Consider the following 17429-nt stretch of genomic DNA (forward strand, 5'->3'; position numbering starts at 1 on the left):
GAGCAGCACCTAAAATGTGACGTATGTCATTGTACATAAAGTGCCATTAGGGAGTAGAATTTCAGAGGATACTTAAACAGGAGGTTTTATGAACAGAACGATTCTTGTACCCATCGATATTTCAGATTCAGAATTAACTCAACGCGTAATTGCGCATGTCGAAGCAGAAGCAAAGATTGACGACGCTAAGGTGCACTTTTTGACTGTAATCCCGTCTTTGCCTTATTACGCTTCACTAGGGCTCGCTTATTCCGCGGAGCTCCCCGCAATGGACGATCTGAAAGCCGAAGCCAAATCTCAACTGGAAGCGATTATCAAGAAATTTAACCTTCCCGCTGACCGCGTACAGGCTCACGTTGCTGAAGGCTCTCCTAAAGATAAAATTCTGGAAATGGCGAAAAAATTACCGGCCGATATGGTGATTATCGCCTCGCATCGCCCGGATATTACCACCTATTTGCTGGGCTCCAACGCCGCAGCCGTTGTGCGTCATGCGGAGTGCTCCGTACTGGTTGTACGCTAAAAGTCCGAGCCCGCATAATAGAGTGCGGGCTCAAATCAACCATCATCATCGCCTAGTGACTTACGCTTTTTGAAAACAGATTGATCACAATTACGCCGCAGATGATAAGCAACATACCAACGATTGCCGGCATATCCAGTTTTTGGCCCAGAAATAACCATCCCATCAATCCAATAAGTACAATCCCTACCCCAGACCAGATGGCATAAATGATACCAGCAGGGATGGTTCGCATTGGGATGGTGAGACACCAAAACGCAATACAATATCCGATAATGGTAACGAGGCTCGGTACAAGACGTGTAAAACTATCCGATAATTTTAATGAGATCGTAGCGATAACTTCTACCACGATGGCGATAAAAAGAAAGATTACAGCTTCTTTAGTCATACATTTCTTCTTCGTTTCGGTATTTTTAGGCGATGATGATATTTTAAGTAATCCTGGTGACCATTTTTTCCCTCTTGTTCGCTATTTTGCCCCATATTTGCCACCGGGAAAAGTCTTCAACTTGCTTCATCTATGCTCTGCAAATTAGCGGTCGAAAAATATCAAATAGTGACCAGACACTCCTTTTTTGTTGAGCCCGACCGGGCCGTATCGAAGTAGTCCTGATGGTCATAATTTAAAAGAAAATAATAATAAACAATGGTAGAACACTAAAACCAGCTAAGCATCAGCAGGAGGTCCTATGCGGGGGATTGGAGCAGTCATTCATTTTCGTTCACCAACACCTGGCAGCACATCAGTCCCCGATTTCAGCGGGATGTGGAGCAGTATCAGGGACTGGTTCGCCCTGTCTGCTCAGGATGAAGCTGCACAGTGCTTTCGCGCTTTTTATCAGCCGGATAAAGGAATGTCCCCACCGGAGAGGCTGAAGCACTTTTTAAGACTGAAGGCGCTGGCATCTCCGGGACGGCAGGCTAACTTCACCGCAGAGCGAATACTCGGTACCGGTGAAACCATCTGCATGATTGCCTCCGGTAAAAATAGCGACTTTCCCTCCGTCACACTTCACCTGAGCGACCAGGAATGGCATTCGACACAACACCAGAAAGAGGCTGTTGACAGCCCACGGTCCTCAGTCAGTGATGACAACCAGGCAGCTACCGTAACAGGGACAGGAGGGAGCGTCGAAGCACGCCCAAAAGGTTCCCCTATTACAAATCTGCAAATTCAGACATGGCGGGACCTGCCACAGGAAGCGAAACGCGAGGCAGGCGGCTGGAAAGTATGGGCGCAGTCACAGGGGATAAACATCGGCAGTGCCGGTGCCTGCCTGACAAACACTGGACTAAGGCCAAAGGGGGCAATACGACTACAGCCGCCCGGGGAGAGAGGTTCTTCCATTACTAACGCACAGATTCAGGTGTGGCGGGATCTGCCACAGGAAGCGAAACGCGAGGCAGGCGGCTGGATAAGGTGGGCACAGTCACAGGGGATAAACATCGGTAGTGCCGGTGTCTGCCTGACAAACACTGGACTGACGCCCAAGGGGGCAATACGGCTACAACCGCCCGGGGAGAGAGGTACCCCTATTATAAATATGCAGATTCGAGCGTGGCAGGACCTGCCACAGGAAGCGAAACGCGAGGCAGGCGGCTGGATAAGGTGGGCACAGGCACAGGGGATAAACATCGACAGTGCCAGTGCCTGCCTGACAAACACTGGACTGACGCCCCGGGGGGCAATACGACTACAACCGCCCGGGGAAAGAGGTACCCCTATTACAAATCAGCAGATTCGAGCGTGGAAGGACCTGCCACTGGAGGCGAAACGCGAGACAGGCGGCTGGATAAGGTGGGCACAGGCACAGGGGATAACCATCGGAAGTGCAGGAATCTTTCTGACCAACCGCGGGCTGACCCCCTTTGGTACAGAGCGCCTGAAACCGCCCGGGGAAAGAGGTACCCCTATTACAAATCAGCAGATTCGAGCGTGGCAGGACCTGCCACTGGAGGCGAAACGCGAGGCAGGCGGGTGGATGACGTGGGCGCAGGCACAGGGCATAGACATTAATAGTGCGAGTGCCTATCTGACAAAGACAGGACTGAAGCCCCAGGTGGTGGTACGGCTACAACCTCCCAGGGAGAGGGGCTCCCCCATTACAGAGGCGCAACTTCTGGCATGGTTGAACATGTCACCGGAGGAACGCCGGACATCAGGTGGATGGGCCACATGGGCGCAGGCCCGGGGGATATCTTATATAAGCGCAAGAAAGTATCTGGCACCGACAGACAGTGAGATGCCATCCAGAGGCACATCACGTCCGTCGCCGCCCTCAACCGTCACGAGTGACAGCCCACAGGCATCAACATCCGCAGCAACAACCACAGGCGATGAGATAGCCGTCAGCATGACTGCGCCCCCGGAGCACAGCGGGGAAAAACGGTCGCTTCCCTCGACCAAAGAGGATATCTCAGCCCCGCCGGCAAAACAGATCAAGGAAGAGGAAGATGACGTTACCTGGCGAACACACCAGATAAACAATAAATTACCCATTCTGCGGCACTGGCGTGACCCGGCGATATCGGTGATGACCCAGGCGGAAGGCAGGATTGAAACCTTACAGGTTACACGGTGGGGGCCTCTTTTTAACCTGTTATCCCGGCAGACCAAAGCCAGAATTAATCAGGATATTCGCTGGTTTCTGCAAAATGAAGGAAAGCATGATGCGCGAATGAATGCCATGATGTCCGTCGCTATTCCCCTTGATGACAGCGACGGTTACAGGGGGCGCACAGTCTACGCGCGAATCGATCTGGCGGCGTTTACCGTACTGGGCCCCTACTCCGGCCGCCTGCTGGACAGTGAAAAGGTACGGTGTGAATACGAAAAAGAATATGGGAAGGAAGCCGGTAATTATTATTTTGCCACGCGAAGCCAGGAGCGCCTGGTGTCCGCCTGGCCGGAAGGAAATATCCTCAGCCTGATTAACAGTCCGGCATTTACCCACCGGACAGCGGAGACAGAAGCAAGACAGAACGTCAGCGCGGTGCTTGTCGGGAAGAATATTCACTTTTACGTCACCACACGCGACATCAGCGCCGGGGAAGAACTGTGGTTTGATTACGGACCAGACTACCGGCATTTTGAGTCAGGTGAAGCACTACGCTCCGCGCAGGTTAAGGAGGAACCACCTTCACCGGAAGAGGGATAGAAATACATCATCCTGACCTGTAGCCATTCTGTACAAGCTGTTTTTCAACAGACATATACCCGGAAGTGCTGTCTGCCCTTCCGGTCACCATTTATGATGTCCATCCTGGTTCTGAGGCTCTGCTTACTTAGAAGCGTTTGCCTGTCCGATATTTTCTGCATGACCATACGTCCGGTCAATGATACCAACAGGTTCCACTGGTGCAGTATGTGGCATAACCCAACCGCTTTCACTTGTACTGCCTCGCGTAAGATATTTCACTTTTGTCTTAACGATAATAAGATGATGCTCCCTGCTAAATCTATCTGCAACACTAAGATCTGTTGTAAATTCAGGTACCACTCTTCCACTCCGAACCTGCTCCCTGGCGGTTTCTACAGAGACAGGCAATATATTTGGATCGGGCCCCTCCACACCTCCTGCTGTTTTAAACTTAACAATATTTTCAGCCTGCGGGCCAGTTGTCCCCCTGCATAATACAACTTCAATCTCACCTGCTGCAGTATCCCCACTCTGGAGTTTTTTATAGACACTTTGCACATTTTCTTCTGATGTAGGATATAATTCTTCTGACAGGGAAGGCAGCATGTCCTCCAGTAGTGGTGAATCATCGGAAATATCCAGAAGATCCTCATCATAACCAATATCTCCTTCTCTCAACTCCGAATAAGGTTTATCAACATGTCGTATAGGCCCTCCCCCTTTCAGTCCTGATACCTGATAAAATTTACCGTCAGAACTTCTGTAAAAGGTAATACCCGCATTTTTCCCGGTATCAGAAAAGGTTCCCTGATAAATTTCTGATGCAGGGTCTTTAGTCAAAACTATTTCTCTGTCATTATATCTTATTGTATTCGGATTTTCCGCGGACGACGGTAGAAATGATTTTTGCTTTCTGTAAAAGCCTTCTCCTGACTGTTTATAATAACCATGCGTTTCTTTATCAAACCCTGTAGCGCGATAGAGTCCATCACTTCCCTCTGGATTTAACTCAAGAATTTTCCGATTGCTCTTTTGATAAATAAAATCAATATCTTCTATTGACTCTATAACTTTATAATTACTACCTTTTTGAATCGGCGCTTTTATTACACCAGTCTCTATCTTACTTTCAACAAAGCGGAGACCAGTATATTTTGCATTCGACGCCCTTTCTGTAAACTTCGCTTCTGCAACAGGAGCAGCCTCCATACCAATACGTATAACATCCTGAATGTATCCACATACATCAGCAGAGTTTTCCACAATAGCCCGATTGAGAATACTGCTGGTACCAGCTAGCGCATTAAAACCGGGGACAAAACTCATTACAATATTCCAGATAGTTCCTAAAAAATGAAGCCCTGATCTTGATGCTGGACTTAGTGAGGAAACTGTTCGATGATGAGCGGTATCATCAACATCAAAACTCAATTCAATTAATCCCCATAGCCCCTCCTGAATGACTTTATTAAAACCATACACGAAAGCTTGTCCGCCATCCATGGATGAGACTTTCCTTTTGAACGCTTCGAGAGACTGAACCTGTTTTTCATGTTGATCTTCTGCTGTCAGCCAACTCGATTGTACAATATCGCTAATCTCATGAATAAGCCCAACAACTGTATCTCGCAACATTTTATTTATATTCATTAACCCTAATAGATCACAGTCTTGCATATGATCTTTGACATGTGTCTCTGCTCTATAATATTTTTCCGCCCAATTTAGTTGTGTATCGATAGCGGCCTTCATTAAAAGCTCTAAAAATCCGTTCCCTCTGGGAAACAAAGACTTAATATGTCTGGAAAATTCATTATTAACCACAATTTTTCTTGATAGGGCATTTATTTTTTTATCATTAACTGGACCAGTTATCTTTGTACACAAATGAATAATATTACGCATGATGCTAAAATTATATTTTATGCCATCAGGGCTAAGCAATATTTTATCACCACCATTCCTGGATAAATGATGTATTACTAATTGAACTCGCTTAAAAAGATCTTTCATCTTTTTAGTGTTAAATGTGGACATCCTTTTTTCTTTTCTGTAAAAATTCACAATATTTAATGCTGTAAAAATAGCCTCCTTGCCATAGAAAGTATCAAAGTTTGAACTCGAAACCTCTGGAAATTTTTGATTTAGTACTTTCGTATAATGGCTTTCATTTGCCAGGACAGATGCAATTTGTCTGGTTGCTAAAATTCTGGAACTAATATATAAAGGATGAACCAGCATATCACGAGCGATTAACCCATATATTTTATATTGATGTTCAATATGTTCTTTTACAAAATACTCAAAAGAAACCTTGCTTCCATTATTAAGAAGTATTTCAATCTCATTCAAATGAATTATAAGGCCCTTGAACATATATTCAGCAGCAAGTCTTCTTCCACCATGCGTCCACTGCCCTGTTTGAGAAAATACAAGTAATTCATGATAGCCTCTTTTATAATCATTCATCAACTGCTCATCTCCAAGTTTTTTGAGCATTTCGAGAAGTGGCAATCCTGCAGCAAATGAAGAATGTTTGACTATTTCATCTATCATCTTACCTAACGGATGAGGCTCCATATTTGGGGCGGAATGATCCTCCGGGAGAGCCCTTGCATATCTCAGTTGTTCTTTATTGGATGGAAAATTATTCTTGTCTTCTGAATTATCATTTTTTAGCCCATTACCGTCTGCTATTGTTAATCTGGATGATAGTAATAAACCCGTTACTGCGATATTTTTTATATTTCTCTCCATCTTATGAACGGTGACTGGCTGAAAATTATTACTCCTTTCAAAATAGGATAAAATTTCTTTTTGTATTTCCTTTCCCTCAAATATGATTTGCTCAGTACTTTTAGGTAGAGTAGTTACGCTGTCAATATTAAATAACTCATGCCCATCGCTCACCGCTGCCTGAGAAAAACACAACGATGCATGTGCCATAGCCGTAGAATCAATTTCCTTATAAATAACATTAGAATATATATTTGTAACATCATGATCCGCTTTCAAATCATCGTATAAAATATGCTTCAAAAATAAATCTAACAATACTTTTTCTGATGATATATTATTATCACAGTCGTTAGATTCAGGATCGATAGGAAAACCTTTCTTATTAAACGGCAACGATAAATACACACGACTCCCTTCAGCATTTTCATAACTATAATTTGGGGATACTATTACTTCACACTTACTGGTATCAATATCGTTATTTATACTATAATCGACTCTATAATTAACCAACCGCCGAAATGTTGGACTATTCAAATAATAAAAATCTAAAGTTGATTTAATATCTTCACATATAATTTCAGACGTTGACTCAAAGAAGAACTCATAAATATTTAAGCTATATTCTTTTTCATCTCGGGCCATTTCATCCAGATGAATATACTCTTCGGGTAGATTAGATATTTGTTCATGAAAAACAGTATCCTTATGCGCTCCATCCAAAGCTGAAAGGTACTGTATGGTGTCCCAAGTTCTGATACCTTTTGTATTTAACTTCTGCTGTACCGTTCTGGAAGATACATGTTCTAATGTTACGGGCATTATTCCCTCCTGTAAAAATTGCGGATGATATAATAAGAACAAACGCCAGGTATCAGATCTAACTAGAAGTACGTTAATACACAGAGTGTTGATTGGTTTTTAAATAAAAATATCATTATGTTTATGCAAGCGTACTTTAACCAACATACAGTCAACAAAAATACAACCCACTGAGTTATCTATTAGATAAACCGCCTGATTTGTTATATACATCACAAATATAAGAGAAAACAGCCATAGATTATATAGTTAACTATTAAATTACATTCAATGAAAGTAATTTAGTTATCCATTGAAAAATGTCCACACAATTAAATTAACTATCAGATTAGTCCAGTTATAAGAAAAGATGACTATCTCTACTTTAACACATTCATTTACATCACCATACTCATCAAGCGGTACTGACCCTGGCCCAAAATCAGTGTAGTGATACATCAGAGATCTTCGTCTTTCTGAAGACTTCGGATAAACCCCGTCGGAGTCATGTCATTTAATGATGAATGCGATCTCTCATGATTATATTCTCTGCGCCACTGGTCGAGAAACGTTATTTAACAGGCGAACTCCATTTTGCCTTACAGAAATCGCATTACCCGGTGAACAGGCTGGGCACCAGATGGAACGCCGCTGTAAAACGTGCTGGCATTCATCGCTGTAATCCGTACCATACGCAAATACTTTGCCTGCCGGCCATCATTTATTATGCCCATTTTTGTTCCTGAGAAAGTAAATAATGCAAGATAATCAGCAAGTTACAAAGAAAGAACAGTACAACCTGAACAAGTTGCAAAAGCGTCTGCGCCGTAACGTTGGCGAAGCGATTGCCGATTTCAATATGATTGAAGAAGGCGATCGCATTATGGTTTGCCTTTCTGGCGGTAAAGATAGCTATACAATGCTGGAAATTTTACGTAATTTGCAGCAAAGCGCCCCGATCAATTTTTCACTGGTCGCCGTCAACCTTGATCAAAAACAACCGGGCTTCCCGGAACATATCCTGCCAGCCTATCTTGAGCAGTTGGGCGTAGAATATAAAATAGTTGAAGAAAACACTTACGGTATTGTTAAAGAGAAGATTCCGGAAGGAAAAACCACCTGCTCGCTGTGCTCGCGTTTGCGTCGCGGTATCCTGTATCGTACCGCGACTGAACTGGGCGCGACCAAAATCGCCCTGGGCCACCATCGCGACGATATTCTGCAAACCCTGTTTCTGAATATGTTCTATGGCGGAAAAATGAAAGGGATGCCGCCGAAGCTGATGAGCGATGACGGCAAACATATCGTGATCCGCCCGCTGGCTTACTGCCGCGAGAAAGATATTGTCCGTTTTGCTGAGGCCAAAGCCTTCCCTATCATTCCTTGTAATCTGTGCGGTTCGCAACCCAACCTGCAACGCCAGGTAATTGCCGACATGCTGCGCGACTGGGATAAACGCTATCCTGGACGGATCGAGACGATGTTTAGCGCCATGCAGAATGTCGTGCCGTCTCACCTTTGTGACACTAATCTGTTCGATTTCAAAGGCATCGCTCACGGTTCCGAGGTAGTCGACGGCGGCGATTTAGCGTTCGATCGTGAAGAGATTCCATTGCAGCCCGCTGGCTGGCAGCCGGAAGAAGATGACACTTCCTTAGACGCGTTGCGGCTTGATGTTATCGAAGTGAAATAATTTGCAGGCGTCTCAGCACTCCGCTGAGACGCCATGCTATCGATCATTTTAATAGTCGTACCCGGCATGACTTGCCTTTGATCTTCCCGTTTTGCAACTGCTTCCAGGCTTTTTGCGCTACCGCTTGACGTACGGCGACGTAAACGTGCATTGGATGAACGTTAATTTTGCCGATATCCGCCCCGTCTAATCCAATATCGCCAGTCAGCGCACCCAAAATATCTCCCGGACGCATTTTCGCTTTTTTACCGCCGTCAATACATAGGGTCGCCATCTCTGCGACCAGAGGAAGCAACGGCTGCTGGGCGGGCGCATTCAGCCAGTTCAGCTTGAGTTGCAACATTTCTGAAAGAATATTCGCCCGCTGCGCCTCTTCCGGCGCGCAGAAACTGATCGCCAGACCGCTGCTTCCTGCGCGCGCCGTACGGCCAATACGATGAACATGAACCTCGGGGTCCCAGGCCAGTTCATAGTTAACTACCAGTTCGAGCGATTTAATGTCTAACCCTCGCGCAGCAACGTCGGTGGCAACCAGAATGCGCGCGCTGCTATTCGAAAAACGTACCAACGTCTGGTCGCGGTCGCGTTGTTCCAGATCGCCGTGTAGCGCCAATGCGCTTTGCCCTGCCGCATTAAGCGCATCACAAACGGCCTGACAATCTTTTTTGGTATTGCAAAACACCACACAGGAGGCTGGCTGATGTTGGCTAAGCAACGTTTGCAGCAGCGAAATTTTTTCATGCGTAGACGTTTCGAAGAATTGTTGTTCGATAGCCGGTAGCGCATCTACCGTATCGATTTCAATACACATTGGCTGTTGCTGTACACGACTGCTAATCGCCGCGATAGCCTCAGGCCAGGTCGCCGAAAACAACAACGTCTGGCGCGCCGCGGGCGCAAAGCGGATCACCTCATCAATGGCATCACTGAATCCCATGTCCAGCATTCGGTCCGCTTCATCCATTACCAGGATATGCAGGGCATCCAGCGATACGGTTCCTTTTTGTAAATGATCCAGCAGGCGCCCCGGTGTCGCGACAATGATATGCGGCGCGTGCTGAAGAGAGTCGCGCTGCACGCTAAAAGGTTGTCCGCCGCATAAGGTCAGAATTTTGGTATTTGGCAGAAAACGGGCCAGACGACGCAGCTCTCCGGCAACCTGATCCGCAAGCTCCCGCGTCGGGCACAGCACCAACGCCTGCGTCTGAAACAGGCTGACGTCAATTCGATGCAAGAGTCCAAGACCAAAGGTCGCCGTTTTACCGCTACCGGTCTTTGCCTGCACACGCACATCATTACCCGCCAGAATGGCCGGTAATGCCGCAGCCTGAACAGGCGTCATCTCAAGATAGCCCAGCTCATTAAGGTTATTGAGCTGGGCGGCGGGCAGAACATTCAGGGTTGAAAAAGCGGTCACAATTTACTCTCGCGGTAACGACTTATAGTCAGCAGGCGCGTATCCTCGCAGATCCGGGCGTTTGATGCGACATTTTAATCGGTTCTTCGTCGGGCGGCGGATCGGGCATTGGTTGAGGACGAGGAAGCGGTTCGGGAATGGGAACAGGATCGGTGGGAATCGGGTCCGACAAGGACGAGTGCTGATACAATAAGGTCAAAAGATAGCTCATATTACCCTCCGGAATGTCAATCAGACTCTTAAAGGGTAGACGCTGATATCCTGCAAGCAAAAAAAAGCCGACTAATCTAAGCCGGCGTCGTACGAATCAATTGTGCTATGCAGTAATTCAAAAAAGGAAGTAAGACAATATGGAGCGCAACGCCCATCGCTTGACGTTGCATTCACCTGCGAGAGAGATATTGCCCCGAATAGGTAGATGGTTTATTGACTTCGCTCAAATTTCTCGGCCTTTTTTCATCCAGAACGGTCTGAAAAGCGCTGATGTTACAACCATTTACTGCGATGCAACCATAAAGTAACACCACCGATCAGGACAACTAACAGAATACAAAACAGCGAAAAGCCGAACCGCCACCCGCCGCCGGGAATACCGCCCAGGTTGACGCCAAATAACCCCGTTAAGAAAGTGCTGGGCAGAAAAACCATCGCCATAAGCGACATGGTATAAGTTCTGCGCGCCAGAGACTCCTGCATCACCTGGGCAATTTCATCCGCCATGATCCCAGTACGCGCGATACAAGCGTCAATTTCATCCAGCCCTCTTCCCAGCCTGTCGGCGATATCCTGCATTCTGCGCCGGTGATCGTCGCTCATCCACGGCAAACGTTCGCTCGCAAGCCGGGCGTAAACGTCGCGCTGCGGCGCCATATAGCGCCGCATGACAATCAATTGCTTACGTAATAACGCCAGGAAGCCACGCGGCGGGATCTGCTGGTCAAGAAGGTTATCTTCCAGGTCGATAATTTTATCGTGCAGTTGTTCAATAAATTCACTGGCATGATCGGTTAACGCATCGCACACATCGACTAACCAGCCACCGCAATCTGCTGGCCCGGCGCCTTCCTGCAAATCACTGACCACATCGTCCAGCGCCAGAACCTTTCGCTGACGGGTAGACACAATGAGCCGCTCATCCATATATAAACGCATTGCCACCAATTGATCCGGGCGTTCATCAGTACTGCCATTAATACAACGCAGCGTAATGAGCGTCCCTTCCCCCATACGGCTTACGCGCGGACGCGAACTTTCACCTGCCAGCGCATCACGCACGTTATTGGGGAGCAAAGGCGTTGAAGCCAACCAGCGGGCGCTGTCCGGGTGGGTATAATTAAGATGTAGCCAACAGGGATGCTGGCTATCGATCACATCATTATCTTCGAGCGGTTTTACTCCACCACGACCATCCAATAGCCATGCGAAAACGGCATCCGGCACGTTCACATCCGATCCCTTAATGGCTTCCACAGCGCCTCCACGTTACGACTCTCATGCCGTTAGTCTAGCTTTCGAGAAAGGTTAAGCAATCTCTCATTTTCTCATTACGCAAAAAGAATGACGGGAACGTGCGAAAAAAGCACCTTAGCAACAGGCGCTTACCAAAAATGTATTACCAGGACTGACCGCGACTGGTGATGGTAGAGAGAGACGAAGCATGAGGGCGCGACAGCGCGTGTTCGCTGTAACCCGGCTGACCCAAGCGAAATTTGTTGGTTTTAGTCTGTAACTCGATCACCTGCGCCTTCAAAACATCCGAGGAAGCAGATAACGCTTCAACCATTAAAACATTGCTATGGGTTGCGCTTTCCAGATCACTCAACGCCAGAGTTATCTGGTTTATGCCTTTTTCCTGCTCCCGTGTGGTGGTGGAAATTTCACTCATCAGCAAGTTTAATTGCCCGGAGCCGCCGACAATCTCCTCCATATTTTTTTCAGCTTCCTGCACAATAGCAGCCCCCTGCCGAACATTGTCATGCGTAACGTCGATAAGCGCTTTGATACTTTTTGCCGCCTCGGCGCTACGATGCGCCAGATTACGCACTTCCCCGGCCACCACGGAAAAACCTTTTCCATGATCGCCCGCCCGCGCAGCCTCTACCGCCGCGTTAAGCGCCAGAATATTGGTCTGAAATGCGATACCGTCAATCAACGAAATAATCTCTGTCATCTGCGACGCACAGTCGGTAATAGAACGCATATTTTCTGCAACCCGCACCATTAATTCGCCGCCTTTACGGGCGCATTGAGTTGCACAATCCGCCTGAATGCTCGCCATTCGGGTATTATCCGCATTGTTTTTGGTGCTCGCCGCCATTTCATCCATACTGGCGGCAGTTTGAATTAACGAGGCCGACTGCTGTTCCGTCTTTACGGATAGCGCCATACTGCGCGCCGCCAGTTGCTCAGAAAGCGTCATTGCCGTTTGTGAAGAGGATCTGATTTCGTTCACCAGCGCGGAAATATTATCTGACAGGCTATTAATACCGGGAATCAGCCGCCCGGCGCAATTATTGCCAAATTCGGATATATGAATAGACAAGTTTCCTGCCGTGACCTCTTCAATACTTTTCTTAACGGTATTAATAGGTACAACCAGATAATAGGTTATATACCACCAAAGCAGTAATATTGAGGCAAGATAGATGATATTAAACGTAATTAAAATACGAAGATCATTCAAAAAAGTTATTTGTAAAGCATCCACCAATAGAAACGTACATACCATAAATAGAATAATACATGTCCTGATGCTAACATTTCTTAACATTTTTGATAGCCTACAACCAGGATAAGAGATAGGTTTTATTTTTATAGCATTTCAGATATGTATTGCCATTCGTTTCTTTCACATTCTCCATATTCAACACCAGACCATCGCCATTTCGCTTAGTGCGACAGATAAATTCACACACCTTCGCTATACCAGGATATTCATCCATCCTCAATAACAAGTGATGCCGTTATCACCATTTTCCGCTTAACAGTTAAGCTGGATAAGAGTACGTTTTAATAGATGCTTAAATAAGCGAATTAATGTTTTCCGTGCTATTACCGCGGACAGTCTGGTTATAACCCGTTCTCTTGCAGAATCTTAAGCGTTTGGATGAGGCGTTATATCAGGCATGAAACCGGGTTTGCGCGAACCTGCGCTGGCGGTCCTGTCCGCCAGCGGCAACGATTTACCGACTGCGCTTCGCATGACGCTCCCAGTTATCCTGTTTAGCCTGCACCGTTTTACGTAGCGCAACATAACATGCCCCGCCGCCGCCATGGTGCGGCAGCGCCGAACAATAAGCCTGTACATCCTCAAACTCTGTCAACCAGCGAGCCACATAGCTTCGGATGATATTGGCATGCGACTTCGCCTCTCGCCCTTTACCATGAATGATCAGGACATTACGTAAGCCTTCCTTCTGCGCCTCCAGGATAAAACGAAACAGCAGTTTGCGGCACGTTTCGACCGGCTGGCGTAGCAAATTGAGGCTGGCCTGCTGAGGGTATTTCCCACTGCGTAATTTGTCGATGACACCTTGCTGCAATCCTTCCCGACGAAATTCCAGCGGTTCATTCAGCGGCAGAATATCCAGAAATCCCGTCGTCAGAAAATTATCAAGCTGAAGCGTGTCGATACGCTGGGGCGTTTTAAGATTACGCGTTGGCTGCCAGTGTACATCAGTATGGCGTTTCAGCGGCTGGACATCCTCCATGGCGTCAAGAAACAGCGCTTTATCGTCAAGGTTCATGATTCATCCTCCAGCGTTTTGCGACAGCCGCTATCATAACCGCGCCCTGTTATACCGACAACGGTTTACAGTTATTTCCAATAACAGCGACAATGTAATGAAATAAACCGCCTCGCCCCAGTGTATTTTAACGCTAATAAAGTCATATTTTAACTCCAGTTAACTCCGTGAGTTTGAGATAAGATTTATTGTAATCAATCACTCATAGTAATAGCGAACGCTTTAAAAATTAGTTATAAATATGTTACACGCCAACCGAAAAATAGCGTGTCTATAGTTAAGGAAAGCGCACGATATCTCCTCTCGGGCCTGGACGATGTCGCCAGGCTCCATTTTTCTCCGCCAACGATATTACTGTCGCTAAATGTGTTATCCCTGACTATCTTTTAAGGAGTATGGTTGCGGGTATTCCCGGCATGATATCTTGTCTCTTACGTTAGACTAAGACGATGTGAGAGAACGGATGCTAAGATTACTTGAAGAGAAGATAGCCACGCCATTAGGTCCGTTATGGGTGGTTTGCGATGAGCAGTTTCGACTGCGGGCCGTTGAGTGGGAACAGTACCGCGATCGTATGGAGCAACTGCTTGACATACACTACCGTCACGAAGGCCATGAACGCATTTCTGCGACTAACCCCGGTGGGCTCAGCGATAAACTTGCAGATTATTTTGCAGGCAATCTCGCCGTAATTGATACCCTGGAGACCGCCACGGGGGGCACGCCTTTTCAACGAGAAGTATGGCAGGCTTTGCGCACTATCCCCTGCGGGCAGGTGATGCACTATGGTCAACTGGCGGAGCAACTGGGACGTCCGGGCGCCGCACGCGCAGTCGGTGCTGCAAATGGCGCGAACCCAATCAGTATTGTCGTTCCATGTCATCGCGTCATCGGGCGTAACGGCACTATGACCGGATACGCTGGCGGCGTAGAGCGAAAAGAGTGGCTATTACGCCATGAAGGCTATCTTTTATTATGAATATACAGGCAAAAAGTGCCTTATCGATCACACTTTCATGTAAAGCAACCACAAATAAGTTACGTATTTTCAAATAGATACAAACATTCATTAAACTTATACTTGAATTATTCCTTCTCCGGGATAGCTCAGACTTACGCGCTCACCAAAAAGATGTTAAAATTGACAAATATCAATTACGGCTTGAGCAGACCTATGATGCAGACCTATGATCCCGGAAAAGCGAATTATACGGCGCATTCAGTCTGGCGGTTGTGCTATCCATTGCCAGGATTGCAGTATCAGCCAGCTTTGCATCCCGTTCACACTTAACGAGCATGAGCTTGATCAGCTTGATAATATCATTGAGCGCAAAAAGCCCATTCAGAAAGGGCAAACTCTGTTTAAAGCAGGTGATGAACTGAAATCGCTCTATGCTATCCGCTCCGGAACGATTAAAAGCTACACCATTACCGAGCAAGGCGATGAACAGATTACTGGATTCCATTTAGCAGGTGACCTGGTGGGTTTTGACGCCATTGGCAGCGGTCATCATCCGAGCTTTGCGCAAGCGCTGGAAACCTCTATGGTATGTGAAATCCCCTTTGAGACGCTGGATGACCTGTCCGGAAAAATGCCTAACCTGCGTCAGCAAATGATGCGCCTGATGAGCGGTGAAATTAAAGGCGATCAGGATATGATCCTGTTATTGTCGAAGAAAAACGCCGAAGAACGTCTGGCCGCGTTTATTTACAACCTGTCCCGTCGCTTTGCGCAGCGTGGTTTTTCACCGCGTGAATTCCGCCTGACGATGACCCGTGGCGATATCGGCAACTACCTTGGCTTAACGGTCGAAACCATTAGCCGTCTGCTGGGCCGTTTCCAGAAAAGCGGTATGCTGGCGGTGAAAGGTAAGTATATTACTATTGAAAACAGCGATGCGCTGGCGGCCCTGGCCGGTCATACACGCAACGTCGCTTAAATATCAGCTAAACCATTGATGTCATCTTCTGCCATATCGTTAAATTTTTCTGATTTATTGATCTGGCAGAAGCGCTTCCCTCTGTTTCATTCACCATATTTGAGTTACTCTTTAGTTACAAACTGCGATGACAGTTGTAAGGAGACCCTGTATGGCTATGTATCAAAATATGCTGGTGGTCATCGATCCCAACCAGGACGATCAACCCGCATTACGGCGAGCAGTTTATTTGCATCAACGGATTGGCGGCAAAATTAAAGCTTTTCTGCCTATTTATGATTTCTCGTATGAGATGACCACCCTGCTTTCTCCTGACGAACGTACCGCAATGCGTCAGGGTGTAATAAGCCAACGCACAGCCTGGATACGTGAGCAGGCGAAATATTATCTTGAAGCCGGTGTCCCCATTGAAATTAAAGTGGTCTGGCACAATCGTCCCTTTGAGGCCATCATCCAGGAGGTTATCGCCAGCAGTCACGATCTGGTGTTGAAAATGGCGCATCAGCACGATCGACTGGAAGCGGTCATTTTCACCCCTACCGACTGGCATTTACTGCGCAAATGCCCAAGCCCCGTGTGGATGGTCAAAGATCAGCCGTGGCCAGAAGGTGGTAAAGCACTGGTCGCCGTGAACCTGGCAAGCGAAGAGCCCTATCACAATGCTCTCAACGAAAAGCTGGTAAAAGAGACCTTACAGTTGGCAGAGCAGGTTAATCATACCGAAGTGCACCTGGTCGGCGCCTACCCCGTTACGCCAATCAATATCGCCATTGAGCTGCCGGAATTTGATCCCAGCGTGTATAACGACGCCATCAGAGGCCAGCATTTACTGGCGATGAAAGCGCTGCGCCAGAAATTCAGCATCGATGAGAAAGTTACACATGTGGAAAAAGGCTTGCCGGAAGAAGTTATCCCGGATCTTGCCGAACATCTCCAGGCGGGAATCGTTGTGCTTGGCACTGTTGGACGTACCGGACTCTCGGCCGCGTTTCTGGGAAACACGGCAGAACAGGTCATTGACCATCTGCGCTGCGACCTGCTAGTCATTAAGCCTGATGAGTATCAGACGCCGGTTGAACTTGACGATGAGGACGATTAATTCCTCTTCCGCCCTGCCGGATGGCGCTGCCATCCGGCCAATACCTCATTAATGTTACTCATCTCCGCCGAGGAAATAGATCCCCAAAGGAATAGCCAGCAGAATAGTGAACACCAGACTGTAAACGAAAATCATTGCCGACTGGATGGCATACATGGAACTTGTCCACTCGGACAGCGGAATATGGTATTGCTCAATCACACCGCCGATAGTCGCGCGCGTTACCACCGAGGCCGCAACGATAAACACGACCAGCAGGCATAACAGAAATTTTTTCCCCTTCGCTGATTTCAGCTTCATCATGATCATAGTATCGTCCTTTACAGAT

Annotated in this window: 14 protein-coding genes and 2 pseudogenes; 7 read left to right on the forward strand and 9 right to left on the reverse strand. The window is 47.1% G+C overall.

Translation table 11 applies throughout. The features are described 5' to 3' along the window. Nucleotides 1-88 precede the first annotated feature (88 nt). Nucleotides 89-523 (forward strand): universal stress protein UspF, encoded by a 435-nt coding sequence (gene uspF / locus F4V72_RS06175; protein WP_001082292.1) that lies wholly within the window; start codon nucleotides 89-91, stop codon nucleotides 521-523. A 52-nt stretch (nucleotides 524-575) separates the two neighbouring features. Here the strand turns inward: uspF and F4V72_RS06180 are convergent, their stop codons facing one another. Then, nucleotides 576-914, reverse strand: coding sequence for an SMR family transporter (locus F4V72_RS06180; RefSeq protein ID WP_023249463.1), 339 nt, complete (start codon nucleotides 912-914; stop codon nucleotides 576-578). A 301-nt stretch (nucleotides 915-1215) separates the two neighbouring features. Between F4V72_RS06180 and F4V72_RS06185 the strand changes: the two genes are divergently transcribed. Beyond that, complete coding sequence (locus tag F4V72_RS06185) at nucleotides 1216-3684, forward strand: SET domain-containing protein-lysine N-methyltransferase (RefSeq protein WP_150342435.1); 2469 nt, start codon at nucleotides 1216-1218, stop codon at nucleotides 3682-3684. 123 nt (nucleotides 3685-3807) lie between these two features. Here F4V72_RS06185 and F4V72_RS06190 read toward each other — a convergent pair whose 3' ends face one another. Further along, the gene (locus F4V72_RS06190; RefSeq protein ID WP_121768375.1) at nucleotides 3808-7227 is read right to left on the reverse strand and encodes a DUF4765 family protein; all 3420 of its coding nucleotides are present in this window, start codon (nucleotides 7225-7227) and stop codon (nucleotides 3808-3810) included. A gap of 437 nt (nucleotides 7228-7664) precedes the next feature. Beyond that, nucleotides 7665-7772: pseudogene (locus tag F4V72_RS06195) on the reverse strand (integrase core domain-containing protein); the annotation flags it as partial. A gap of 36 nt (nucleotides 7773-7808) precedes the next feature. On the opposite strand from F4V72_RS06195, the pseudogene F4V72_RS24360 reads away from it, so the two are divergent. After that, a pseudogene (locus F4V72_RS24360) lies at nucleotides 7809-7904 on the forward strand (hypothetical protein); the annotation flags it as partial. A gap of 59 nt (nucleotides 7905-7963) precedes the next feature. Then, entirely contained in the window at nucleotides 7964-8899 is a 936-nt protein-coding gene (gene ttcA, locus F4V72_RS06205; RefSeq protein WP_023246434.1) for a tRNA 2-thiocytidine(32) synthetase TtcA, read from the forward strand. Between the two features lie 43 nt (nucleotides 8900-8942). Here the strand turns inward: ttcA and dbpA are convergent, their stop codons facing one another. From dbpA to smrA, 5 genes are all read right to left on the reverse strand, one after another. After that, nucleotides 8943-10316: an ATP-dependent RNA helicase DbpA gene (gene dbpA / locus F4V72_RS06210; RefSeq protein WP_053529034.1), complete on the reverse strand. Its 1374-nt coding sequence runs from the start codon at nucleotides 10314-10316 to the stop codon at nucleotides 8943-8945. A gap of 28 nt (nucleotides 10317-10344) precedes the next feature. Further along, a complete protein-coding gene (locus F4V72_RS24735) occupies nucleotides 10345-10527 on the reverse strand; it encodes a hypothetical protein (protein ID WP_071891303.1) in 183 nt (60 codons plus the stop codon). A gap of 275 nt (nucleotides 10528-10802) precedes the next feature. After that, the gene (gene zntB / locus F4V72_RS06220; RefSeq protein WP_023246436.1) at nucleotides 10803-11786 is read right to left on the reverse strand and encodes a zinc transporter ZntB; all 984 of its coding nucleotides are present in this window, start codon (nucleotides 11784-11786) and stop codon (nucleotides 10803-10805) included. 142 nt (nucleotides 11787-11928) lie between these two features. Next, complete coding sequence (locus tag F4V72_RS06225) at nucleotides 11929-13086, reverse strand: methyl-accepting chemotaxis protein (protein ID WP_023246437.1); 1158 nt, start codon at nucleotides 13084-13086, stop codon at nucleotides 11929-11931. A 412-nt stretch (nucleotides 13087-13498) separates the two neighbouring features. Beyond that, nucleotides 13499-14062, reverse strand: a complete 564-nt coding sequence (gene smrA / locus F4V72_RS06230; protein ID WP_023246439.1) for a DNA endonuclease SmrA — start codon at nucleotides 14060-14062, stop codon at nucleotides 13499-13501. Nucleotides 14063-14525: 463 nt separating this feature from the next. On the opposite strand from smrA, the gene ogt reads away from it, so the two are divergent. From ogt to uspE, 3 genes are all read left to right on the forward strand, one after another. After that, nucleotides 14526-15041 carry a methylated-DNA--[protein]-cysteine S-methyltransferase gene (ogt, locus tag F4V72_RS06235; protein WP_023246440.1) on the forward strand — a complete coding sequence of 172 codons (516 nt, stop codon included), beginning with the start codon at nucleotides 14526-14528 and terminating at the stop codon, nucleotides 15039-15041. Nucleotides 15042-15249: 208 nt separating this feature from the next. Further along, complete coding sequence (gene fnr / locus F4V72_RS06240; protein ID WP_000611914.1) at nucleotides 15250-16002, forward strand: fumarate/nitrate reduction transcriptional regulator Fnr; 753 nt, start codon at nucleotides 15250-15252, stop codon at nucleotides 16000-16002. Nucleotides 16003-16153: 151 nt separating this feature from the next. Continuing rightward, entirely contained in the window at nucleotides 16154-17101 is a 948-nt protein-coding gene (uspE, locus tag F4V72_RS06245) for a universal stress protein UspE (RefSeq protein ID WP_001262140.1), read from the forward strand. A gap of 54 nt (nucleotides 17102-17155) precedes the next feature. Here the strand turns inward: uspE and F4V72_RS06250 are convergent, their stop codons facing one another. Further along, nucleotides 17156-17410 (reverse strand): DUF2534 family protein, encoded by a 255-nt coding sequence (locus tag F4V72_RS06250; RefSeq protein WP_023246441.1) that lies wholly within the window; start codon nucleotides 17408-17410, stop codon nucleotides 17156-17158. Nucleotides 17411-17429 lie beyond the last annotated feature (19 nt).

The sequence above is a fragment of the Salmonella enterica subsp. diarizonae genome (assembly GCF_008692785.1).
In the GTDB taxonomy this organism is placed as follows: Bacteria; Pseudomonadota; Gammaproteobacteria; order Enterobacterales; family Enterobacteriaceae; genus Salmonella; species Salmonella diarizonae.